The following is a 15,492-nucleotide window of genomic DNA, read 5'->3' as shown; positions in this document are numbered from 1 at the left end:
GCATTTCTACGAGGCGCGCGGACTGGTCCGCAGCCACCGCACATCAGGCAACCAGCGGCGCTACGGTCGCGACGTGCTGAGGCGTGTGGCGATCATCAGGATCGCGCAGGAGGTCGGCATCTCGCTGGCCGAGATCGGTGCTGCACTTGAATCGCTGCCTGAGGGCCGCACACCGACGCGCGAGGACTGGAACCTGCTTTCAACGGCCTGGCGCGACCAGCTCGATCAGAAGATTGCCCAGCTGAAGAAGCTGCGCGACGGGCTGACCGACTGCATCGGCTGCGGCTGCATGTCGATCGACAAGTGCCCGCTGCGGAACAAGGAAGACCGATTGAGCGCCCAAGGCCCAGGAGCAAGGCGGTTGTTGGTCGCTCGTTAATCTGCCGCCGGCAATCGCCTGATGGTGAACTCGATGACGTCGCCCGGCCGCTCGAACCAGCTTTCGATCTCGGTCCAGTAGGCCTGCTTGGGAAAGCGCTCGAACCACTCCTTCGCCTTAAGCCGCGCATCGGAGCGCGGCAGGACGAAGGTCTCGCGCAGGAACCCGTCGCGTGGCATGCGCTCGCGATTGGCGCGCGAACGGTCGAGCCTCTTCTTCAGGCCATCCAGCGGCGGTCTTGCCGGGGTGCGCACGAAAGAACTCCATTCACACTTGACCCTTGCACCTAAGAGATTAGGGATCGCGGCCGGAAAAGACGAGTCATTTGTCGGGGTACGCGCCCCACAGCCGGAGACAGCATTTGCAACGACCCGAAATACCGGCGGGGCTGCCGGCCGACATCGAACAGAAGAAGATGAAGGCGCGGCTGTGGTTCGAGACGTTGCGCGAGCGCATTTGCGCCGCCTTCGAGCAGATCGAGCAGGACCTGCAGGGGCCGCAGGCCTCATGGTCGCCCGGCCGCTTCGAAAGGACGCCGTGGGAGCGCGACGCCGGCAAGGGCGGCGGCGGCACCATGTCGATGATGCGTGGCCGCGTTTTCGAGAAGGTCGGCGTCCACACCTCCACCGTCTATGGCGAGTTCTCGCCGGAGTTCAGGAAGCAGATGCCGGGCGCCGAGGAAGACCCGGGCTTCTGGGCGAGTGGCATTTCGCTGATCGCCCATCCGTGGAACCCCAACGTGCCGGCGGTGCACATGAACACGCGTATGGTCGTCACCTCGCGCCAGTGGTTCGGCGGCGGCGCCGACCTGACGCCGGTGCTCGACCGTCGCCGCACCCAGGACGACCCGGACACGGTTGCCTTCCACAGGGCCATGCGATTCGCCTGCGAGAAGCACGCTGGCGTCGCCGACCACGCAAAATTCAAGGCCTGGTGCGACGAGTATTTCTATCTGCCGCACCGCGACGAACCGCGCGGCACCGGCGGCATCTTCTTCGATTGGCTGCATTCGAGTGAGGACAAAGGCGGCTGGAACGCCGATTTCAACTTCGTCCAGGATGTCGGGCGATCTTTTCTCGTCGTCTACGGACATCTGGTGCGGGCCAATTTCAACGACAACTGGACCGACGGCGACCGTGAAGAACAGCTCATTCGCCGCGGCCGCTATGTCGAATTCAACTTGCTTCACGATCGCGGCACTATCTTCGGACTGAGGACCGGCGGCAACGTGGCCTCGATCCTGTCCAGCCTGCCGCCGGAAGTGAAATGGCCGTAAAATCTCGGTGAGTTGGACGTGAGCCGCAATCAGGTCCAAATCGTTTGATTTTGGCGGCGAATGTGGCGCGCAGAATATCTTTTTCGTCTAATATCCAATTGAAAAAGCAAGACTATTTTTCGTTCCGGGCCGGGAAACGCCGGCGGTTCCTCCTCCCCTAGAACCGCGACCCGACGCGACCGGACGGCCCATGATTGAGTGGGGCACCTTTCCAAATGGTGCCCTCATTTTCCAGGAGAGCATGCCATGCGCAAGCTTATTATGTCGGTTGCGGCTGCTGCCGTTCTTGCCTCTGGTGGCGCTGCCTTCGCAGCGGTCAAGCACACCACGGGCACGGTCAAAACTTATGATGGAACAACCATGAGCCTTGTTCTGGATGACGGATCTGCCTTTACGCTGCCCAAGGCCTTCAAGAACCCTGGCCTGAAGGCCGGCGAAAAGGTCCGCGTTTCGTGGGACATGAGCGGCAAGCACAAAATTGCCGAGGCAGTCAGGATCGTGAAGTGATCGCCTGCTCGCTGGAGCAAGACGGGGTCTTGCCTCCGGGGTAGCGTAAGAGGGCGGAGCAGCGCTGCTCCGCCCTTTCGGTTTCTCGCGCATGACCCCGAAAACTGCTTCCGGTTTTCGGAAGGATCATGCGCAGATGACAAAACGTTGGAGCGTCCTTTACGCGTCTACCGGACGCGCGGCGCTCTAACGCAACCAAAACCATTCGATCGTGTTATGCTGGCTCGGTCAGCGCATGACCCGAATGCCGATTCCGGTTCGCCAGGGATCATGCGTCGATCAACGTGTGGAGCTTCCGTGTCAGAGCAGATGCGGCGCTCCGAGGAGGAAAAAGGGAGAATCCGATGAAGGAATTCCACTGCGGCTCGCTCGTTCCGGGTTGTGACTGGCATACGCGCGCCGACGAGGAAGCCGAGATCATGCGTCGTGCGGTCGAGCACATGCGTGAGACGCATGGCGAGACGATCATCCGCGAGACGATGATCGAAGCCATCCGTTCGCGCATCGAAAAGCCCCGCGACGCGGCCTAACTATGCCTAAGAGACTGTTTCGAAATTCGCTCGGGCGAGTCATATGGTGGTGGTTTCGAGAACCGGAGCGCAGCGGACATTTGGGTCCGTGAGTACCGAAAGCGCGGAAAACGCCATCAGATGGCCGCCAGAGTAGAGTTTCCAAACGTTTTCTAACTTTCGAGTGCTTCTGCGGCGCGCTCGAGAAGTGCGCCGCGATCCAGCGCAAAGCCGGACTCGACCCACTCGTTTTCGAGGTTTTTCAAGGTTGCGCCGAGTTTCGGTCCGGGCGACGCGCCAAGCGTCGTCAGATCGGCGCCCTTGAGCGGAAAGTCAGGCTTTTTCCATTTTCCGGCGAAGGCGAGCAGGCGCGAGAAGCCGCCGGCTTCTAGCAGCGCGTCATTGTCCTCGACGGCGCGGCCTCGAGCGGAAGCGAGCGACAGCCGCAAGCGATCGACAAGGCCCTGATGATCGCCACGATAGAGCCGTTTTGCGAGTTCCGCTTCGGTCGTCTTCGGCTCGACAGGCGCTGTCAGCGCCCACTGCCTGAGACGGCCGGCATCGCTGACGGAGAATCTCAGCCGCTCGGCGAGCGTCTTCAGCCGCGCGGCGTCCGGCGGCACGATCGCTTCCAGCCTGAGCAGCGGGTCCGGCGTCCAGCCTAGATCCTTCTCGGCCCTGGTCAGCGCATGGATCGCATCGATGCCCCATTTCTCGGTCTCCGGCAGAACGCTGGTGAGCACGCTGGCCTGGCGCATCCACAGCAAGGCGCGCGATGGATCGGGGGCCGACAGCAGCTTCTTCAGCTCGGACCAGACGCGCTCGACCGAGAGTTGGCCAAGCCCCTCCTTGAGCCGGGCGCAGGCCTTCAGCCCTTCGGCATCCGGCCGGCCGTCGCCATACCAGGCGAAGAAGCGGAAAAAGCGCAGGATGCGTAGATAATCCTCGCGGATGCGCGCCTCCGGATCGCCGATGAAACGCAGCCGGCGCGCCTCGATGTCGGCGACGCCGCCGACCAGGTCAACGATCGTCCCGTCGGCCTCGGCATAGAGCGCGTTGATGGTGAAATCGCGCCGTTCCGCGTCGGCCTTCCAGTCGCGTCCGAACGACACCTTGGCCCTCCGTCCGTCGGTCTCGATGTCGGCGCGCAGCGTAGTCACCTCGAACGGCTTCCCGCCGGCGACAATCGTGATGGTGCCGTGCTCGATGCCGGTCGGCACGGCCTTGAAGCCCGCCGCCTCGGCGCGGCGGATGGTTTCATCAGGCACGGTCGTGGTGGCAATATCGACGTCGGCGACCGGCTGGCCGATGAGCGCATTGCGCACCGCGCCGCCGGCGACACGCGCCTCCTCGCCGCCATTCGCCAGCGCCGCCAGCAGGCGCTGCAGGTGCTTTTCGCCGAGCCAGTCGGCTTTGCCCGCGAGCGACACCCGGCCGCTCACGTATAGAGCCTTTCATAGAGCGTGCGGATGATGCCGGCGGTGACGCCCCAGATGCGTTGTCCGTCATAGGGCATCTCGTAAAAGACCCATTCGAGGTCGTTCCACATGCGGCTTTCGCGGCCGTGGTTGGCCGGGTCCATAAGGAAGCGCAGCGGCACTTCGAAGGCGGCGTCGACCTCCTCGGAATTCAGCGTCAGTGAAAAATCCGGCCGCACTATTCCCAGCACCGGGGCGATGCGGTAGCCGCTGCCGGAGACGTAATCAGGCATGCGGCCGATGATCTCGACCCGGTCCTGGCCGAGCCCGATCTCCTCGAATGTCTCGCGCAATGCCGCCGCCTCCGGGCTCGGATCGGTTGGATCGATCGTGCCGCCCGGAAAGGCCACCTGCCCCGAATGGTTTCGCAGCTTTTCCGCCCGTTTGGTCAGCAGAACCGTGGCATCGCGACCGTGATCGACCACCGGGATCAGCACGGCGGCATCGCGCAGCGCCTTTGCGAGCTTCAAACGCGGATGGCCGGGGTTGAAGCGATGGTCGCCATAATCGTCGGCGGCATGCGCCAGCGGCTGCGCCGCGACGCGGGCGCGAAAATCCTCGGCCGAAAACGGCCCCCGCGTCACTTGGTCCATAGCGTCACCTGGTCCACCATACGCTGCCGATCACGCACTCAGCCGCTGCAGTTTTTCCGCGGGCATTATCGGATAGACCGCGCCCTTCGAGCGGACGGCAAACATCCTTCTGCCACCGACATCGATCTCTTCGCCATGCTCGACCAGTTCGTACATGACCGGCCGCGCCACCAGCGCTTCCAGCCGTCCGCGCACCAGCACATAGGGTTTCAGGCCACCGGTCGCGTCTTCATCGACGAAGCGTAGCGGATGGTCCGGTCCGGCCTCGACCACGTCGCCGACATTGGTGCGGAAAGTGATGACTTGGCCATCGCCGGTGCCGGAAACGTCCATCTCGACGGCGATGAAGGGCGCGTCGACGACGCGGATGCCGACCCTTTCCACCGGTGTTACAAGATAGGTCTTGCCGTCTTCGTCCTTGCGCAGCACGGAGGAAAACAGCTGCACCAACGGCATACGGCCGATCGGCGTGCCCTGGTAGAACCAGGTGCCGTCCTCTCTGATCTCCATGTCGAGATCGCCGCAAAAGGCCGGATTCCAGCGCTCAACCGGCGCCGGCCCCTTGCCCGCGCGGGCGGCACGCGAGATCAGTGCCTCCAGTCCGCACGCCTCGGTGGCGGCCGTCAGGCTCTCTTCACGATCGTCGGCGCGTTCTGTCATGGTCACGAAATAGTCACTGTTGTTCCGCTTGTCAGCCTAAGCCAGTGATTTAAGTTCAAAGACAGGCGCCATGCGAGGCCGAATCGCGGCACTCTGCAGCGTCGAAGGTGCAAGCCGGTATCTCCAACGAGTAGGATCGATGCTGCATGAGCGTGATGATCAAGGAAAGCCCGATCAGCGAAAAGGACATGATCGCCCAGGCCGAGACGGCGCTGGCCGACATTTCCAGGGTTCGCGATGGCGTCGGCCGCGTCATCTTCGGCCAGGAAAGCGTCGTCGAACGCACGCTTGTGGCGCTGCTCGCCGGCGGCCATGCGTTGCTGGTCGGCGTGCCCGGCCTCGCGAAGACCAAGCTGGTCGAGACGCTGGGCATCGTGCTCGGCCTCGATTCCCGCCGCATCCAGTTCACGCCTGACCTGATGCCGTCCGACATTCTCGGCTCCGAGGTGATGGAGCAGGACGAATTCGGCAAGCGTTCCTTCCGCTTCATCTCCGGGCCGATCTTCGCGCAGCTGCTGATGGCCGACGAGATCAACCGCGCCTCACCGCGCACCCAGTCGGCGCTGCTGCAGTCGATGCAGGAATACCACGTCACCATTGCCGGTGTCCGCCACGACCTGCCGGCGCCCTTCCACGTACTGGCGACGCAGAACCCGTTGGAGCAGGAAGGCACCTATCCGCTGCCCGAGGCACAGCTTGACCGCTTCCTCATGCAGGTCGACATCCTCTATCCGGAAATCGAGGCGGAGCGCCGCATTCTTCTGGAAACCACAGGCATCGAGGACGCCAAGGCGCAGAACGTACTGCAGCCGGCGCGGCTGAAAGAGATCCAGACCCTCATTCGCCGCATGCCGGTGCCGGAAAGCGTCGTCGAGGCGATCCTCCAACTGGTGCGCTCGGCGCGCCCCGGCCAGGGCAATGCCGAGACCGACAAGCACGTCGCCTGGGGGCCAGGCCCGCGCGCCAGTCAGGCGTTGACACTGTGCGCCCGCGCCCGCGCGCTCTATGACGGACGGCTGGCGCCGTCGATCGACGATGTCAGAGCGCTGGCCGAGCCTGTGCTGCAGCACCGCATGGCGCTGACCTTTGCCGCCCGTGCCGAGGGCACGACCGTGCGCGACCTGGTGGCGAAACTGGCAAAAGGCATCTGATGGCGCGTATAGGCGAGGCCCAGGCACCGGCGGCGACGCGTGACGCGCTCGCCCGCGGTCGGTTGCGGGCGTCGCTGGTGCCGGACCTGCTGGTCGAAGCACGCCGCATCGTCAACACCGTGATCGCCGGCTGGCACGGCCGCCGCAAGCGGGGCATCGGCGAGAATTTCTGGCAGTTCCGGCCCTATGTAGAAGGCGATTCTTCGCGCGTCGACTGGCGCCGCTCGGCCCGCGACGACCACGTCTATGTGCGCGACCGCGAATGGGAGGCCGCCCATACGGTGTGGCTGTGGGCAGACCCCTCGCCTTCCATGCTCTACAAATCGACCGGCGCCACCGTCTCGAAGGAATCCCGCGCGCTGGTGCTGGCGCTGGCCATGGCAGAGCTTCTGTCGCGCAGCGGCGAACGCATCGCCTGGCCCGGACTGACCGATCCGTTCACCGCCCGCAACGGCGCCGAGCGCATCGCAGCACAACTCACCCATGCCGGCGAATTGCCGGCAAAGCCCGACCTGTCCGCCATCCGCCGCTTCTGCGACATCGTCATCGTTAGCGACTTCCTCGATCCGGTCGAGGACACCATCGCCTGGCTCGACGTGCTCGCCCGCCACGGCGTGCGTGCCCATCTGATCGAGGTCGCCGACCCCGCCGAGGAGAGATTCCCCTATGCCGGCCGCACCGAGTTCACCGATCCCGAAACCGGCGACAAGCTGACCGCCGGCCGCGCCGAAACGCTGGGCGATGATTACCGACTGCTTTACATCGCCCGCCGCCAGGAGCTGACCGACTGGTGCAAGCGGCTCGGCTGGAGCTTCACCGTCAACCACACCGACCGTCTCGCCTCCGATGCGCTGGTGCGTGTCCACATGGCGATGACCGTCGATGGCAGCTCAGCCGGGAGGATCCGCGCATGAGTTGGTTGCCGCTCTCCTTCGGGGCGCCGATGGTGCTGTGGGGCCTTCTGGCACTGCCGGTGATCTGGTGGCTTTTGCGGTTCACCCCGCCCAAACCGCAGACTGAGGTCTTCCCGCCGCTGAAGATCCTGGCCCGGGTGCTGAAGCGCGAGGAGACGCCGCAACAGAGCCCGTGGTGGCTGACGCTGCTCAGGCTGCTGATGGCGGCTCTTATCGTTACGGCGCTGGCCGAACCCGTCTTCAACCCGCGTGAAAGACTGCCGGCCGAGGGTGCCGCTCTTGCGCTGGTCATCGACAATGACTGGGCAAGTGCCGCCGACTGGGGCCAGCGCGTCGCCACTGCCGAACGGCTGATCACCGATGCCAGCTCCAACGACGTGCCCGTCATCATCGCCTTCACCGCCGAGAAGCCGAACGCCGAGATCGGTCCCTTCGATGCCGCCACCGCGCTCGACCGGCTGCGCGCGGCAAAGCCGCGGCCGATCCCGACCGACCGCCCTGCTGTCTACGCCCGCGTCGCGGCAACCCTGGAGACCTTGCCGGGCGCCAGTGTCGCGGTGCTCGCCGACGGTCTGGCGGCGGAAGGCGACGAGGCCGCCTTCAACACGCTTTTGTCGAAGAACGCCGCCCGTGTCGTCTGGGCCGCCTCCGACCGGCCTAGCTTGATCGGCCTGACCGGCGCCGACAACCAGGTGGACGGCTTCGAGCTGACCGCCATCCGCGCGCCGGGCGATCCGACCCCGGCTCAGGTGACCGCCGGCGCCTTCGACGACAAGGGCCGCCGCATCGCCGACGCCACGCTGACCTTCTCGCCGGGCGAAGCCACCGCCACCGGCACGATGGCGGTGCCGTTCGAACTGCGCAACGACTTCGCCTCGATTGCGCTCGACGGCCAGCGGCAGGCCGGCGCCGTCCGCGTGCTCGATGAGAATTCCAAGCGCCGTCGCGTCGGACTGCTGTCGCAGGCCGAAGCCGACCAGGCGCAGCCGCTTTTGTCGCCGCTGTACTACATCCGCCGCGCGCTGCAGCCCTTCGCCGATCTGACTGAGCCGTCGAGCGCCGACCTTGCCGACGCCATCCCGCAGCTCCTCGACCAGAAGCCGGCGATGATTGTCATGGCCGATGTGGGTACCATTCCGGAGCAGGTGCGGCAGAGGCTGGTCGACTGGGTCGACAATGGCGGCACGCTGGTGCGGTTCGCCGGCTCGCGGCTGGTGGCCGCCGGCAATGACGACGACCTGCTGCCGGTCAGGCTGCGTACCGGCGAGCGTTCGCTCGGCGGCGCGCTGTCATGGACGACGCCGCAGCCGGTCACCGACTTCCCGAAGACCGGTCCCTTCTCCGACCTCGCTCCGCCCGCCGAAGTCACCGTCACTAGGCAGGTGCTGGCCGAGCCGACGCCCGACATCGTCGAGCGCACCTGGGCCACGCTTGCCGACGGCACACCGCTGGTGACCGGGATGAAGAAGGGCAAGGGCACGCTCGTCCTGTTCCATGTCACGCCGGAGGCGACCTGGTCGAACCTGCCGATCTCCGGCAGCTTCGTCGAGATGCTGCGCCGCATCGTGCAACTGTCACGCAATCAGGGTGCAGCGGTCGCCAATGCCGAAGCCGCCGCCACCTCGCTGGCGCCATACCGCATGATATCAGCCGACGGCACGCTGGTGCCGCCGACGCCGGATGCACGGCCGCTGGTGCCGGGCGCCGGCCCGCTGCCGGTGACGTTCGAGAACCCGCCTGGTCTCTACGGCTCCGAAACCGGCGTCCTCGCCCACAATCTGCTCAATGCTGAAAGCAGATTTGCACCGCTGGTCCGTCCTCAGATCACCGTGCCGGTCACCACCATCCAGTACGCCTTCGACGAATCGCACAATTTGAAGGGCCCGCTGGTGGCGACAGCCCTTTTGTTGATGGTGCTCGACACGCTGGCCGTGTTCTGGATGGCCGGCCTGTTCTCGCGCCGGCCGCGCCGCGCCGGCACGGCTGCTGCAACCACAGCCGCTCTGCTGATTGCGCTCGGCGCGCTGGTCGGCCACACCGACATCGTCCGCGCCGACGATTCCAAACCCGGCGACGAGCGGGCGATCGAGGACATTTCGAAGACCCGGATCGCCTATGTGCAGACCGGCGAACGGAGCGTCGATTCGATCAGCCAAGCCGGGCTGGAGGGCCTGACCCGCTTCCTGATCGAGAAGACCGCGCTCGAGCCGGGGGCGCCGGCGAGCGTCGATATCTCGAAGGACCAGCTGTCCTTCTATCCCCTGATTTACTGGCCGATCGACCCTGCCGCACCGATGCCGAGCCAGGCCGCGATCGGCCGCGTCGACGCCTATATGCAGCAGGGCGGCACGGTGCTGTTCGACACGCGCGACCAGTTCGCCACCGGCATCGGCGCGGACTCGGCTAGTCCGGCGACCGAGCGGCTGCGCGACATCCTCGGCAATCTCAACGTGCCGCCGCTGGAACCGGTGCCGTCGGATCATGTACTGACGAAATCCTTCTATATCCTGCCTGAGTTTCCCGGACGTTTCGCCGGCGGCCCGCTCTGGGTCGCGGCGTCGCTCGAAGCCACCAACACCGAGAACCGCCCGGTGCGCACGGGCGACGGCGTCTCGCCGATCATGATCACCGCCAATGATTTCGCCGGCGCCTGGGCGGTCGACGAGAATGGCGACCCGCTTTTGCCGACCGTGCCGTCAGACCCGATGCAGCGCATTTATGCGCTACGCGCCGGCGTCAACATCATGATGTACATGCTGACCGGCAACTATAAATCCGATCAGGTGCACGTGCCGGTGCTGCTCGAACGGCTGGGGCAGTAAGCCATGAACTGGTCGCTCGCCTTCGAACCGCTCATCTCCTGGCCGCTGCTTGGCTTGGTGCTGGCGCCGCTGTTGCTGCTGGCATTGGTCGGCCTGTGGTTTCGCCAGCGCGGCGCGGTCTTCCGTCTCGCCGGCCTGCTCGCGCTGGGTGCGGCCCTGCTCAACCCGGTGTTCCTCGACGAAGAGCGCGAGGCGCTGAAAAGCGTCGTGGCCGTCGTTGTCGACCGCAGCCAGAGCCAGGACATTGGCGAGCGCACCAAGCAGACCGACGAGGCGCTGGCCGGGCTTCAGCAGCGCCTTGGCCGCTTCAAGCAGTTCGACGTCCGCGTCGTCGAGGCCGGCAAGTCGGAAGCCGCCGAGGAGCGCACCGAAACGCGGCTTTTCGGCGCGCTTGAAGGCGCTTTCCGCGACGTGCCGCCTTCGCGCATCGGCGGCGCCATCATGATCACCGATGGCGAGGTGCATGACGCCCCCGCCGGCACACCCAACTTCAACGCCCCGCTGCACGCGCTGATCACCGGCAACGACCAGGAAAAGGATCGCCGCATCCGCTTCGAGAATGCGCCGCGCTTCGGTCTGGTCGGCAAGCCGCTCGAAATGACCTATCGCGTCATCGGCACCAACAATGAGGCCGGCTCGGTCGACGTGCGCGTGTCGGTCAATGGCGAGCAGGTTTCGGTCGAGCGCGCCACCATCGGCCAGGCCATGCCGCTGCAGGTGACCATTCCCGGCGCCGGCCGCAACATCGTCGAACTCGCTATCGATCCCGAGCCCGACGAACTCACCGACACCAACAACCGCGCTATCGCGCTGATCGACGGCATCCGCGAGAATTTGCGCGTGCTGCTGGTCTCCGGCGAACCGCATGCCGGTGAGCGCACCTGGCGCAACCTTCTGAAATCCGACGCCTCGGTCGATCTGGTCCACTTCACCATTCTGCGGCCGCCGGAAAAGCAGGACGGCACGCCGATCAACGAATTGTCGCTGATCGCCTTCCCGACGCGCGAGCTGTTCGTCGAGAAGATCAAGGATTTCGACCTGATCATCTTCGACCGCTATCAGCACCGCGACGTGCTGCCGATCCTCTATTACGACTATATCGCCGAATATGTCGAAAAGGGCGGCGCCCTGCTGATCGCGGCAGGGCCCGAATATGCCGGCGAAAGTTCCATCGCCCGCACGCCTTTGATGTCGGCGCTGCCGGCGATGCCGACCGGAGAAGTCGTCGACAAGGCCTTCTATCCGCGCCTCACCGAGCTCGGCCAGCGCCATCCGGTGACGCGCGGGCTCGACGGTTCCGCCACCGAGCCGCCGCACTGGAGCCGCTGGTTCCGCACCATCGGCGTCGAGAACCCCGAGGGCGAGGCGGTGATGAAGGGCGCCGACAACCGTCCGCTGCTCCTGCTCGACCGCAAGGGCGAAGGCCGCGTCGGCATGTTTCTGTCCGACCAGGGCTGGTTATGGGCGCGCGGCTTCGAGGGCGGCGGCCCGCATGTCCAGCTCTATCGCCGCATCGCCCACTGGCTGATGAAGGAGCCTGAACTCGAGGAGGAGCGGCTGACCGCCGACGGCCGCGGCATGATGCTGGAAATCCGCCGCCAGACGATGAGCGACGATCCCGGCCCGGCGCAGATCATCACCCCGTCCGGCAAGGCGATGACCGTCAAGCTAGAGAGAGCCGAACCCGGCGTCTTCCTGGGCAGCATCGAAACCAGCGAGATCGGCCTCTACCAGGTCGGCAATGGCGACCTGAAGGCGCTTGCCCATGTCGGCCCGGTCAACGCACCGGAATTCACCGACGTCGTCTCCACCGAGAACCGGCTGAAAGCGCCGGCCGAGGCCACCGGCGGCAGTGTGCGCCGGCTGGCGCAATCGTCGGCCCTTGGCAACCTCACCGGCGGCGTGACGCTGCCGTCGGTCGTCCCGGTCCGCTCCACGGGCGCGGCCGCCGGCAACGACTGGATCGGCCTGCGCACCACCGACGACAGCGTGCTGAAGGCCGTCTCGCGCGTGCCGCTGTTCGGCGGGTTCCTCGGCCTCGGCCTGCTGCTTCTGGCATTAGGCTCGATGTGGTACCGCGAGGGGCGGTAGCGCAGCGGTTTATCCTTCTCCTCTTGTGGGAGAATGTGGATTAGCGCAGCGCCAAGACGGTTGAGGGGTGCTGGACGGGATGCCGTCGACGCCAAGCTGGAACACCCCTCATCCGACCGAGCTGCGCTCGGCCACCCGCTCCCACAGGGGAGAAGGAGAAAACGGCACTACTCCTCCGGTTCCGTCGTGAACATCAGCGGGTAGCCCTTGGCCTTGCCGGCATCGGTCGCCCGCATCGCCTTGGTCTCGGCGACGTCCCTGGTGAAGACGGCGACGACGCAGATGCCGCGCTGGTGCGCGGTGATCATCACCCGCCGCGCCTGGTCTTCGCTCAGCTTGAATTCGCCCTTGAGCACCGTCACCACGAACTCGCGCGGCGTGAAATCGTCATTGAGAAGGATGACCTTGTAGAGCTTCGGCCGTTCGATTTGCGGCTTCGTTTTGGTGCGGGGTTTGGTGACGATCTCAGGCATCGGAACCGGCAACTGCGCGCAAGAAACTTTGCGTTTATTCTGGCATAGGCAAAAGCGGGCGTCCATTTGAGCCGCGCACAAACCGCCTTTCCGGCGGGCGCGCCGTTCACAAGTCTGAGATTGCCGCTGGCGGCTTAGGGTCGACCTCCCTCCGATGAGAAAGCTTACCTTCTCAACACCGCCGACAGCACGTCCCTGATGCCGATGGCGCCGACGAAGCGCGACTGGTCGTCGAACAGCGCCACGGGTGCGGTCTGCGAGCGGTGCATGGCCAGCATCACGGTCTTCAGCGAGGTGCCGGGATTGGCCCAGAACACCTGCGCCGTCTCCTCCGGCTGGGCCTCGACATCGGCGCAGGACACCCAGAACGCCGGCTTGCCGTCGCGCTCGGCCGCCGCCACCAGCCCGTGCTCGTCGATCTTGAAACGCGTCGTCTTGCGGCGGTCGAGCCACACCCAGCCGTCCTCGCCGTGCTCGAGGTCGCGGCGGTCGCGCATCACGTTCCAGGCGGTCAGCACCGAGAGCGGATTCACATTGGCGATGAAGTCGCGGACATAGTCGTTGGCGGGGCGCAGCACGATGTCTTCCGGCGCGCCGGTCTGCACGATGCGCCCGCCTTCCATGATGGTGATGTGGCTGCCGATCTTCAGCGCCTCCTCGAGGTCGTGGCTGACGAAGATGATGGTCTTTTTCAGTTCTGCCTGAAGCTGCAGCAACTCGTCCTGCAGCTTGGTCCGGATCAGCGGGTCGAGCGCCGAGAACGGCTCGTCCATCAGCAGGATCGGCGCTTCGGTGGCAAACGCACGCGCCAGCCCGACGCGCTGCTGCATGCCGCCGGAAAGTTCGTGGGCGTATTTCGACGCCCACTGGTCGAGGCCGACGAGCTTCAACTGGCGCTCGACGCGCGCCTTGCGCTCGACGTCGGGCACGCCGGACAGCTCGAGGCCGAAGCCGACATTTTCAGCGACGGTGCGCCAAGGCAGAAGGCCGAACTGCTGGAACACCATGGCGACCCGCGTCTGTCGGATGTGGCGCAGCGTGGCGGCGTCGCAGGCCGCGACATCGACCATGCGGTCGCCGTCCTTGACCATGACATTGCCGCGCGCCGGCACGTTGAGCAAGTTGACGGCGCGGAGCAGCGTCGATTTGCCGGAGCCGGAGAGGCCCATCAGGACGGAAATCTCGCCCTCGTTGACGGTCAAATTGGCGCCGGCGCAGCCGAGCACGGCGCCGGTCTTCTCCAGGATTTCCTGACGCGTCGCGCCGCTGTCTACGAGCGCCAGCGCTTCCTTGCGCGCCGCGCCGAAGACGATGTCGACATTCTTGAAATCGACCGCGGCGCTCATTTGGCGGCTCCCGTGCCGATGCGGCTGATGCGGTCGAGGATGATGGCGAGCACGACGATGGCGAGGCCGGCCTCGAGCCCGAGCGGGATGTTGACCGAGTTCAGCGCGCGCACCACCGGCTTGCCAAGGCCGTTGGCGCCGATGAGCGCAGCGATCACGACCATGGAGAGGCAGAGCATGATGCACTGCGTCAGCCCCGCCATGATGGTCGGCAGCGCCGCCGGCAGCTCTACTTTCCACAAGAGCTGGCGTTTTGTCGCGCCGAAGGCCTCGCCGGCCTCGATCATCGGTTTCGGCACCGAGGTGATGCCGAGATGGGTCAGGCGGATCGGCGCGGGAGCGGCGAAGATGACGGTAACGATGAGGCCGGGAGCGATGCCGAGGCCGAAGAGAATGAGCACCGGGATCAGGTAGACGAAGGTCGGCATAGTCTGCATCAGGTCGAGGATTGGCTGGAGATAGCGGTAGCCACGCTCGTTATGCGCCGCCCAGATGCCGATCGGCACGCCGATGGCCATGGAGGCCGCAGCGGCGGCCACGACCAACACCAGCGTCTCGACGGTTTCCTGCCAGAGATCCTGGTTGACGATGAAGAGGAGGCCGAGCGCGACGGCAAGCGCCAGCTTCCATGATTTCTGCAGGTACCAGGCAAGCCCGGCTACGGCGGCAACCAGGAGAACCGGCGGGACGAGCAGCAAAAGATCGACCAACCCGTCGAGAACGACGGTGAGCCCGTCGGCGATACTGTCGAAAAACCATTCGAAATTGGTGGTCAGAAAGTCGAAGAAGGTCTTGCCCCACCGCCCGATCGGGATCTTGAAGCTCGAAATCAGTTGCGAAACCGGATCCATGGCAAATGTCCCCTCATTCTACTTCGCCCTCCCCCTGGCGGAGTGGGTCGAACCGCGCAGCGGAGTGGGGTGGTCACGGTTATGCTCCGTTCTGCACCACCCCCACCGCGGCGCGTGCCGCGCCGACCCTCCCCGCAAGGGGGAGGGTGTAAATCTGCTACGAACCCAGCGCAGTTTTCACGGCGGCCGCGGCGTCGCCGCCGTCGAAGGTCGTCACACCGGCGAGCCATGGGGTAATCGCGTCCGGATTGGCCTTGAGCCATTCGGTAGCCGCGGCCTTCGGGTCGGCGCCATCATTGAGGATCGCACCCATGATCTCGTTTTCCATCTTGAGCGAGAACACCATGTTCTTGAGCAGCGCGCCGACGTTCGGGCATTCGGTGGTGTAGCCGGCCCGGACGTTGGTGGCGACGGTCGCGCCGCCGAAATTCGGGCCGAACAC

General features: G+C 65.4%; 16 protein-coding genes. 8 read left to right on the top strand and 8 right to left on the bottom strand.

Features of this window, described 5'->3' with window-relative positions:
• The coding region (soxR, locus tag EOA86_RS03555; protein WP_128340729.1) for a redox-sensitive transcriptional activator SoxR at window positions 1-379 on the top strand (379 nt) is incomplete at its 5' end.
• Here the strand turns inward: soxR and EOA86_RS03550 are convergent.
• On the bottom strand, window positions 376-633 hold the full coding sequence (locus EOA86_RS03550) for a hypothetical protein (protein ID WP_127210970.1): 258 nt from the start codon (window positions 631-633) through the stop codon (window positions 376-378). The genes soxR and EOA86_RS03550 overlap by 4 nt on opposite strands.
• A gap of 107 nt (window positions 634-740) precedes the next feature.
• On the opposite strand from EOA86_RS03550, the gene hemF reads away from it, so the two are divergent.
• The 3 genes from hemF to EOA86_RS03535 all read left to right on the top strand — a co-directional run bounded on the left by hemF (window position 741) and on the right by EOA86_RS03535 (window position 2,692).
• Window positions 741-1,655 (top strand): oxygen-dependent coproporphyrinogen oxidase, encoded by a 915-nt coding sequence (gene hemF, locus EOA86_RS03545; RefSeq protein ID WP_128340728.1) that lies wholly within the window; start codon window positions 741-743, stop codon window positions 1,653-1,655.
• Between the two features lie 246 nt (window positions 1,656-1,901).
• Window positions 1,902-2,162, top strand: coding sequence for a DUF1344 domain-containing protein (locus EOA86_RS03540; protein WP_029349900.1), 261 nt, complete (start codon window positions 1,902-1,904; stop codon window positions 2,160-2,162).
• 344 nt (window positions 2,163-2,506) lie between these two features.
• Entirely contained in the window at window positions 2,507-2,692 is a 186-nt protein-coding gene (locus EOA86_RS03535) for a DUF1059 domain-containing protein (protein ID WP_029349897.1), read from the top strand.
• A 152-nt stretch (window positions 2,693-2,844) separates the two neighbouring features.
• On the opposite strand, the gene EOA86_RS03525 is transcribed toward EOA86_RS03535, so the two are convergent.
• From EOA86_RS03525 to EOA86_RS03515, 3 genes are read right to left on the bottom strand one after another with little or no spacing between them, the layout of a single operon-like run.
• Complete coding sequence (locus EOA86_RS03525) at window positions 2,845-4,113, bottom strand: CCA tRNA nucleotidyltransferase (RefSeq protein WP_128340726.1); 1,269 nt, start codon at window positions 4,111-4,113, stop codon at window positions 2,845-2,847.
• On the bottom strand, window positions 4,110-4,742 hold the full coding sequence (locus EOA86_RS03520; RefSeq protein ID WP_127210022.1) for a CoA pyrophosphatase: 633 nt from the start codon (window positions 4,740-4,742) through the stop codon (window positions 4,110-4,112). The genes EOA86_RS03525 and EOA86_RS03520 overlap by 4 nt, the downstream gene beginning before the upstream one ends.
• 30 nt (window positions 4,743-4,772) lie before the next feature.
• Window positions 4,773-5,402, bottom strand: coding sequence for a DUF1285 domain-containing protein (locus EOA86_RS03515; RefSeq protein WP_128340725.1), 630 nt, complete (start codon window positions 5,400-5,402; stop codon window positions 4,773-4,775).
• Between the two features lie 146 nt (window positions 5,403-5,548).
• On the opposite strand from EOA86_RS03515, the gene EOA86_RS03510 reads away from it, so the two are divergent.
• The 4 genes from EOA86_RS03510 to EOA86_RS03495 are packed head-to-tail and all read left to right on the top strand — an operon-like array spanning window position 5,549 to window position 12,380.
• On the top strand, window positions 5,549-6,553 hold the full coding sequence (locus EOA86_RS03510) for a MoxR family ATPase (protein ID WP_128340724.1): 1,005 nt from the start codon (window positions 5,549-5,551) through the stop codon (window positions 6,551-6,553).
• The gene (locus EOA86_RS03505) at window positions 6,553-7,467 is read left to right on the top strand and encodes a DUF58 domain-containing protein (protein ID WP_095519212.1); all 915 of its coding nucleotides are present in this window, start codon (window positions 6,553-6,555) and stop codon (window positions 7,465-7,467) included. The genes EOA86_RS03510 and EOA86_RS03505 overlap by 1 nt, the downstream gene beginning before the upstream one ends.
• Window positions 7,464-10,289: a DUF4159 domain-containing protein gene (locus tag EOA86_RS03500; RefSeq protein ID WP_128340723.1), complete on the top strand. Its 2,826-nt coding sequence runs from the start codon at window positions 7,464-7,466 to the stop codon at window positions 10,287-10,289. Before EOA86_RS03505 ends, EOA86_RS03500 begins: the two co-directional genes overlap by 4 nt.
• A gap of 3 nt (window positions 10,290-10,292) precedes the next feature.
• Window positions 10,293-12,380 (top strand): hypothetical protein, encoded by a 2,088-nt coding sequence (locus EOA86_RS03495; RefSeq protein ID WP_128340722.1) that lies wholly within the window; start codon window positions 10,293-10,295, stop codon window positions 12,378-12,380.
• Between the two features lie 167 nt (window positions 12,381-12,547).
• Here the strand turns inward: EOA86_RS03495 and clpS are convergent, their stop codons facing one another.
• The 4 genes from clpS to EOA86_RS03475 form a co-directional block, all read right to left on the bottom strand.
• Window positions 12,548-12,853, bottom strand: coding sequence for an ATP-dependent Clp protease adapter ClpS (gene clpS, locus EOA86_RS03490; protein WP_128340721.1), 306 nt, complete (start codon window positions 12,851-12,853; stop codon window positions 12,548-12,550).
• Window positions 12,854-13,017: 164 nt separating this feature from the next.
• Entirely contained in the window at window positions 13,018-14,199 is a 1,182-nt protein-coding gene (gene choV, locus EOA86_RS03485) for a choline ABC transporter ATP-binding protein (RefSeq protein ID WP_128340720.1), read from the bottom strand.
• Entirely contained in the window at window positions 14,196-15,050 is an 855-nt protein-coding gene (choW, locus tag EOA86_RS03480; RefSeq protein ID WP_128340719.1) for a choline ABC transporter permease subunit, read from the bottom strand. Before choW ends, choV begins: the two co-directional genes overlap by 4 nt.
• Window positions 15,051-15,207: 157 nt before the next feature.
• Window positions 15,208-15,492, bottom strand: a 285-nt coding sequence (locus EOA86_RS03475; protein ID WP_281035628.1) for a glycine betaine ABC transporter substrate-binding protein, incomplete at its 5' end; no start/stop codon positions are given.

Source organism: Mesorhizobium sp. M5C.F.Ca.IN.020.32.2.1, assembly GCF_004023105.1.
In the GTDB taxonomy this organism is placed as follows: Bacteria; Pseudomonadota; Alphaproteobacteria; order Rhizobiales; family Rhizobiaceae; genus Mesorhizobium; species Mesorhizobium wenxiniae.
Note: the sequence above shows the minus strand (reverse complement) of the source record. Positions and strands in the feature narration are given on the sequence as shown.

Excerpts from the sequence above, each read along its gene's own strand:
- EOA86_RS03540 (WP_029349900.1), top strand. The coding sequence starts at position 1,902 with ATGCGCAAGCTTATTATGTCGGTTGCGGCTGCTGCCGTTCTTGCCTCT.
- EOA86_RS03535 (WP_029349897.1), top strand. The coding sequence starts at position 2,507 with ATGAAGGAATTCCACTGCGGCTCGCTCGTTCCGGGTTGTGACTGGCAT.
- EOA86_RS03520 (WP_127210022.1), bottom strand. The coding sequence starts at position 4,742 with ATGGACCAAGTGACGCGGGGGCCGTTTTCGGCCGAGGATTTTCGCGCC.
- EOA86_RS03515 (WP_128340725.1), bottom strand. The coding sequence starts at position 5,402 with ATGACAGAACGCGCCGACGATCGTGAAGAGAGCCTGACGGCCGCCACC.
- EOA86_RS03510 (WP_128340724.1), top strand. The coding sequence starts at position 5,549 with ATGAGCGTGATGATCAAGGAAAGCCCGATCAGCGAAAAGGACATGATC.
- EOA86_RS03505 (WP_095519212.1), top strand. The coding sequence starts at position 6,553 with ATGGCGCGTATAGGCGAGGCCCAGGCACCGGCGGCGACGCGTGACGCG.
- EOA86_RS03500 (WP_128340723.1), top strand. The coding sequence starts at position 7,464 with ATGAGTTGGTTGCCGCTCTCCTTCGGGGCGCCGATGGTGCTGTGGGGC.
- EOA86_RS03495 (WP_128340722.1), top strand. The coding sequence starts at position 10,293 with ATGAACTGGTCGCTCGCCTTCGAACCGCTCATCTCCTGGCCGCTGCTT.
- clpS (WP_128340721.1), bottom strand. The coding sequence starts at position 12,853 with ATGCCTGAGATCGTCACCAAACCCCGCACCAAAACGAAGCCGCAAATC.
- choV (WP_128340720.1), bottom strand. The coding sequence starts at position 14,199 with ATGAGCGCCGCGGTCGATTTCAAGAATGTCGACATCGTCTTCGGCGCG.
- choW (WP_128340719.1), bottom strand. The coding sequence starts at position 15,050 with ATGGATCCGGTTTCGCAACTGATTTCGAGCTTCAAGATCCCGATCGGG.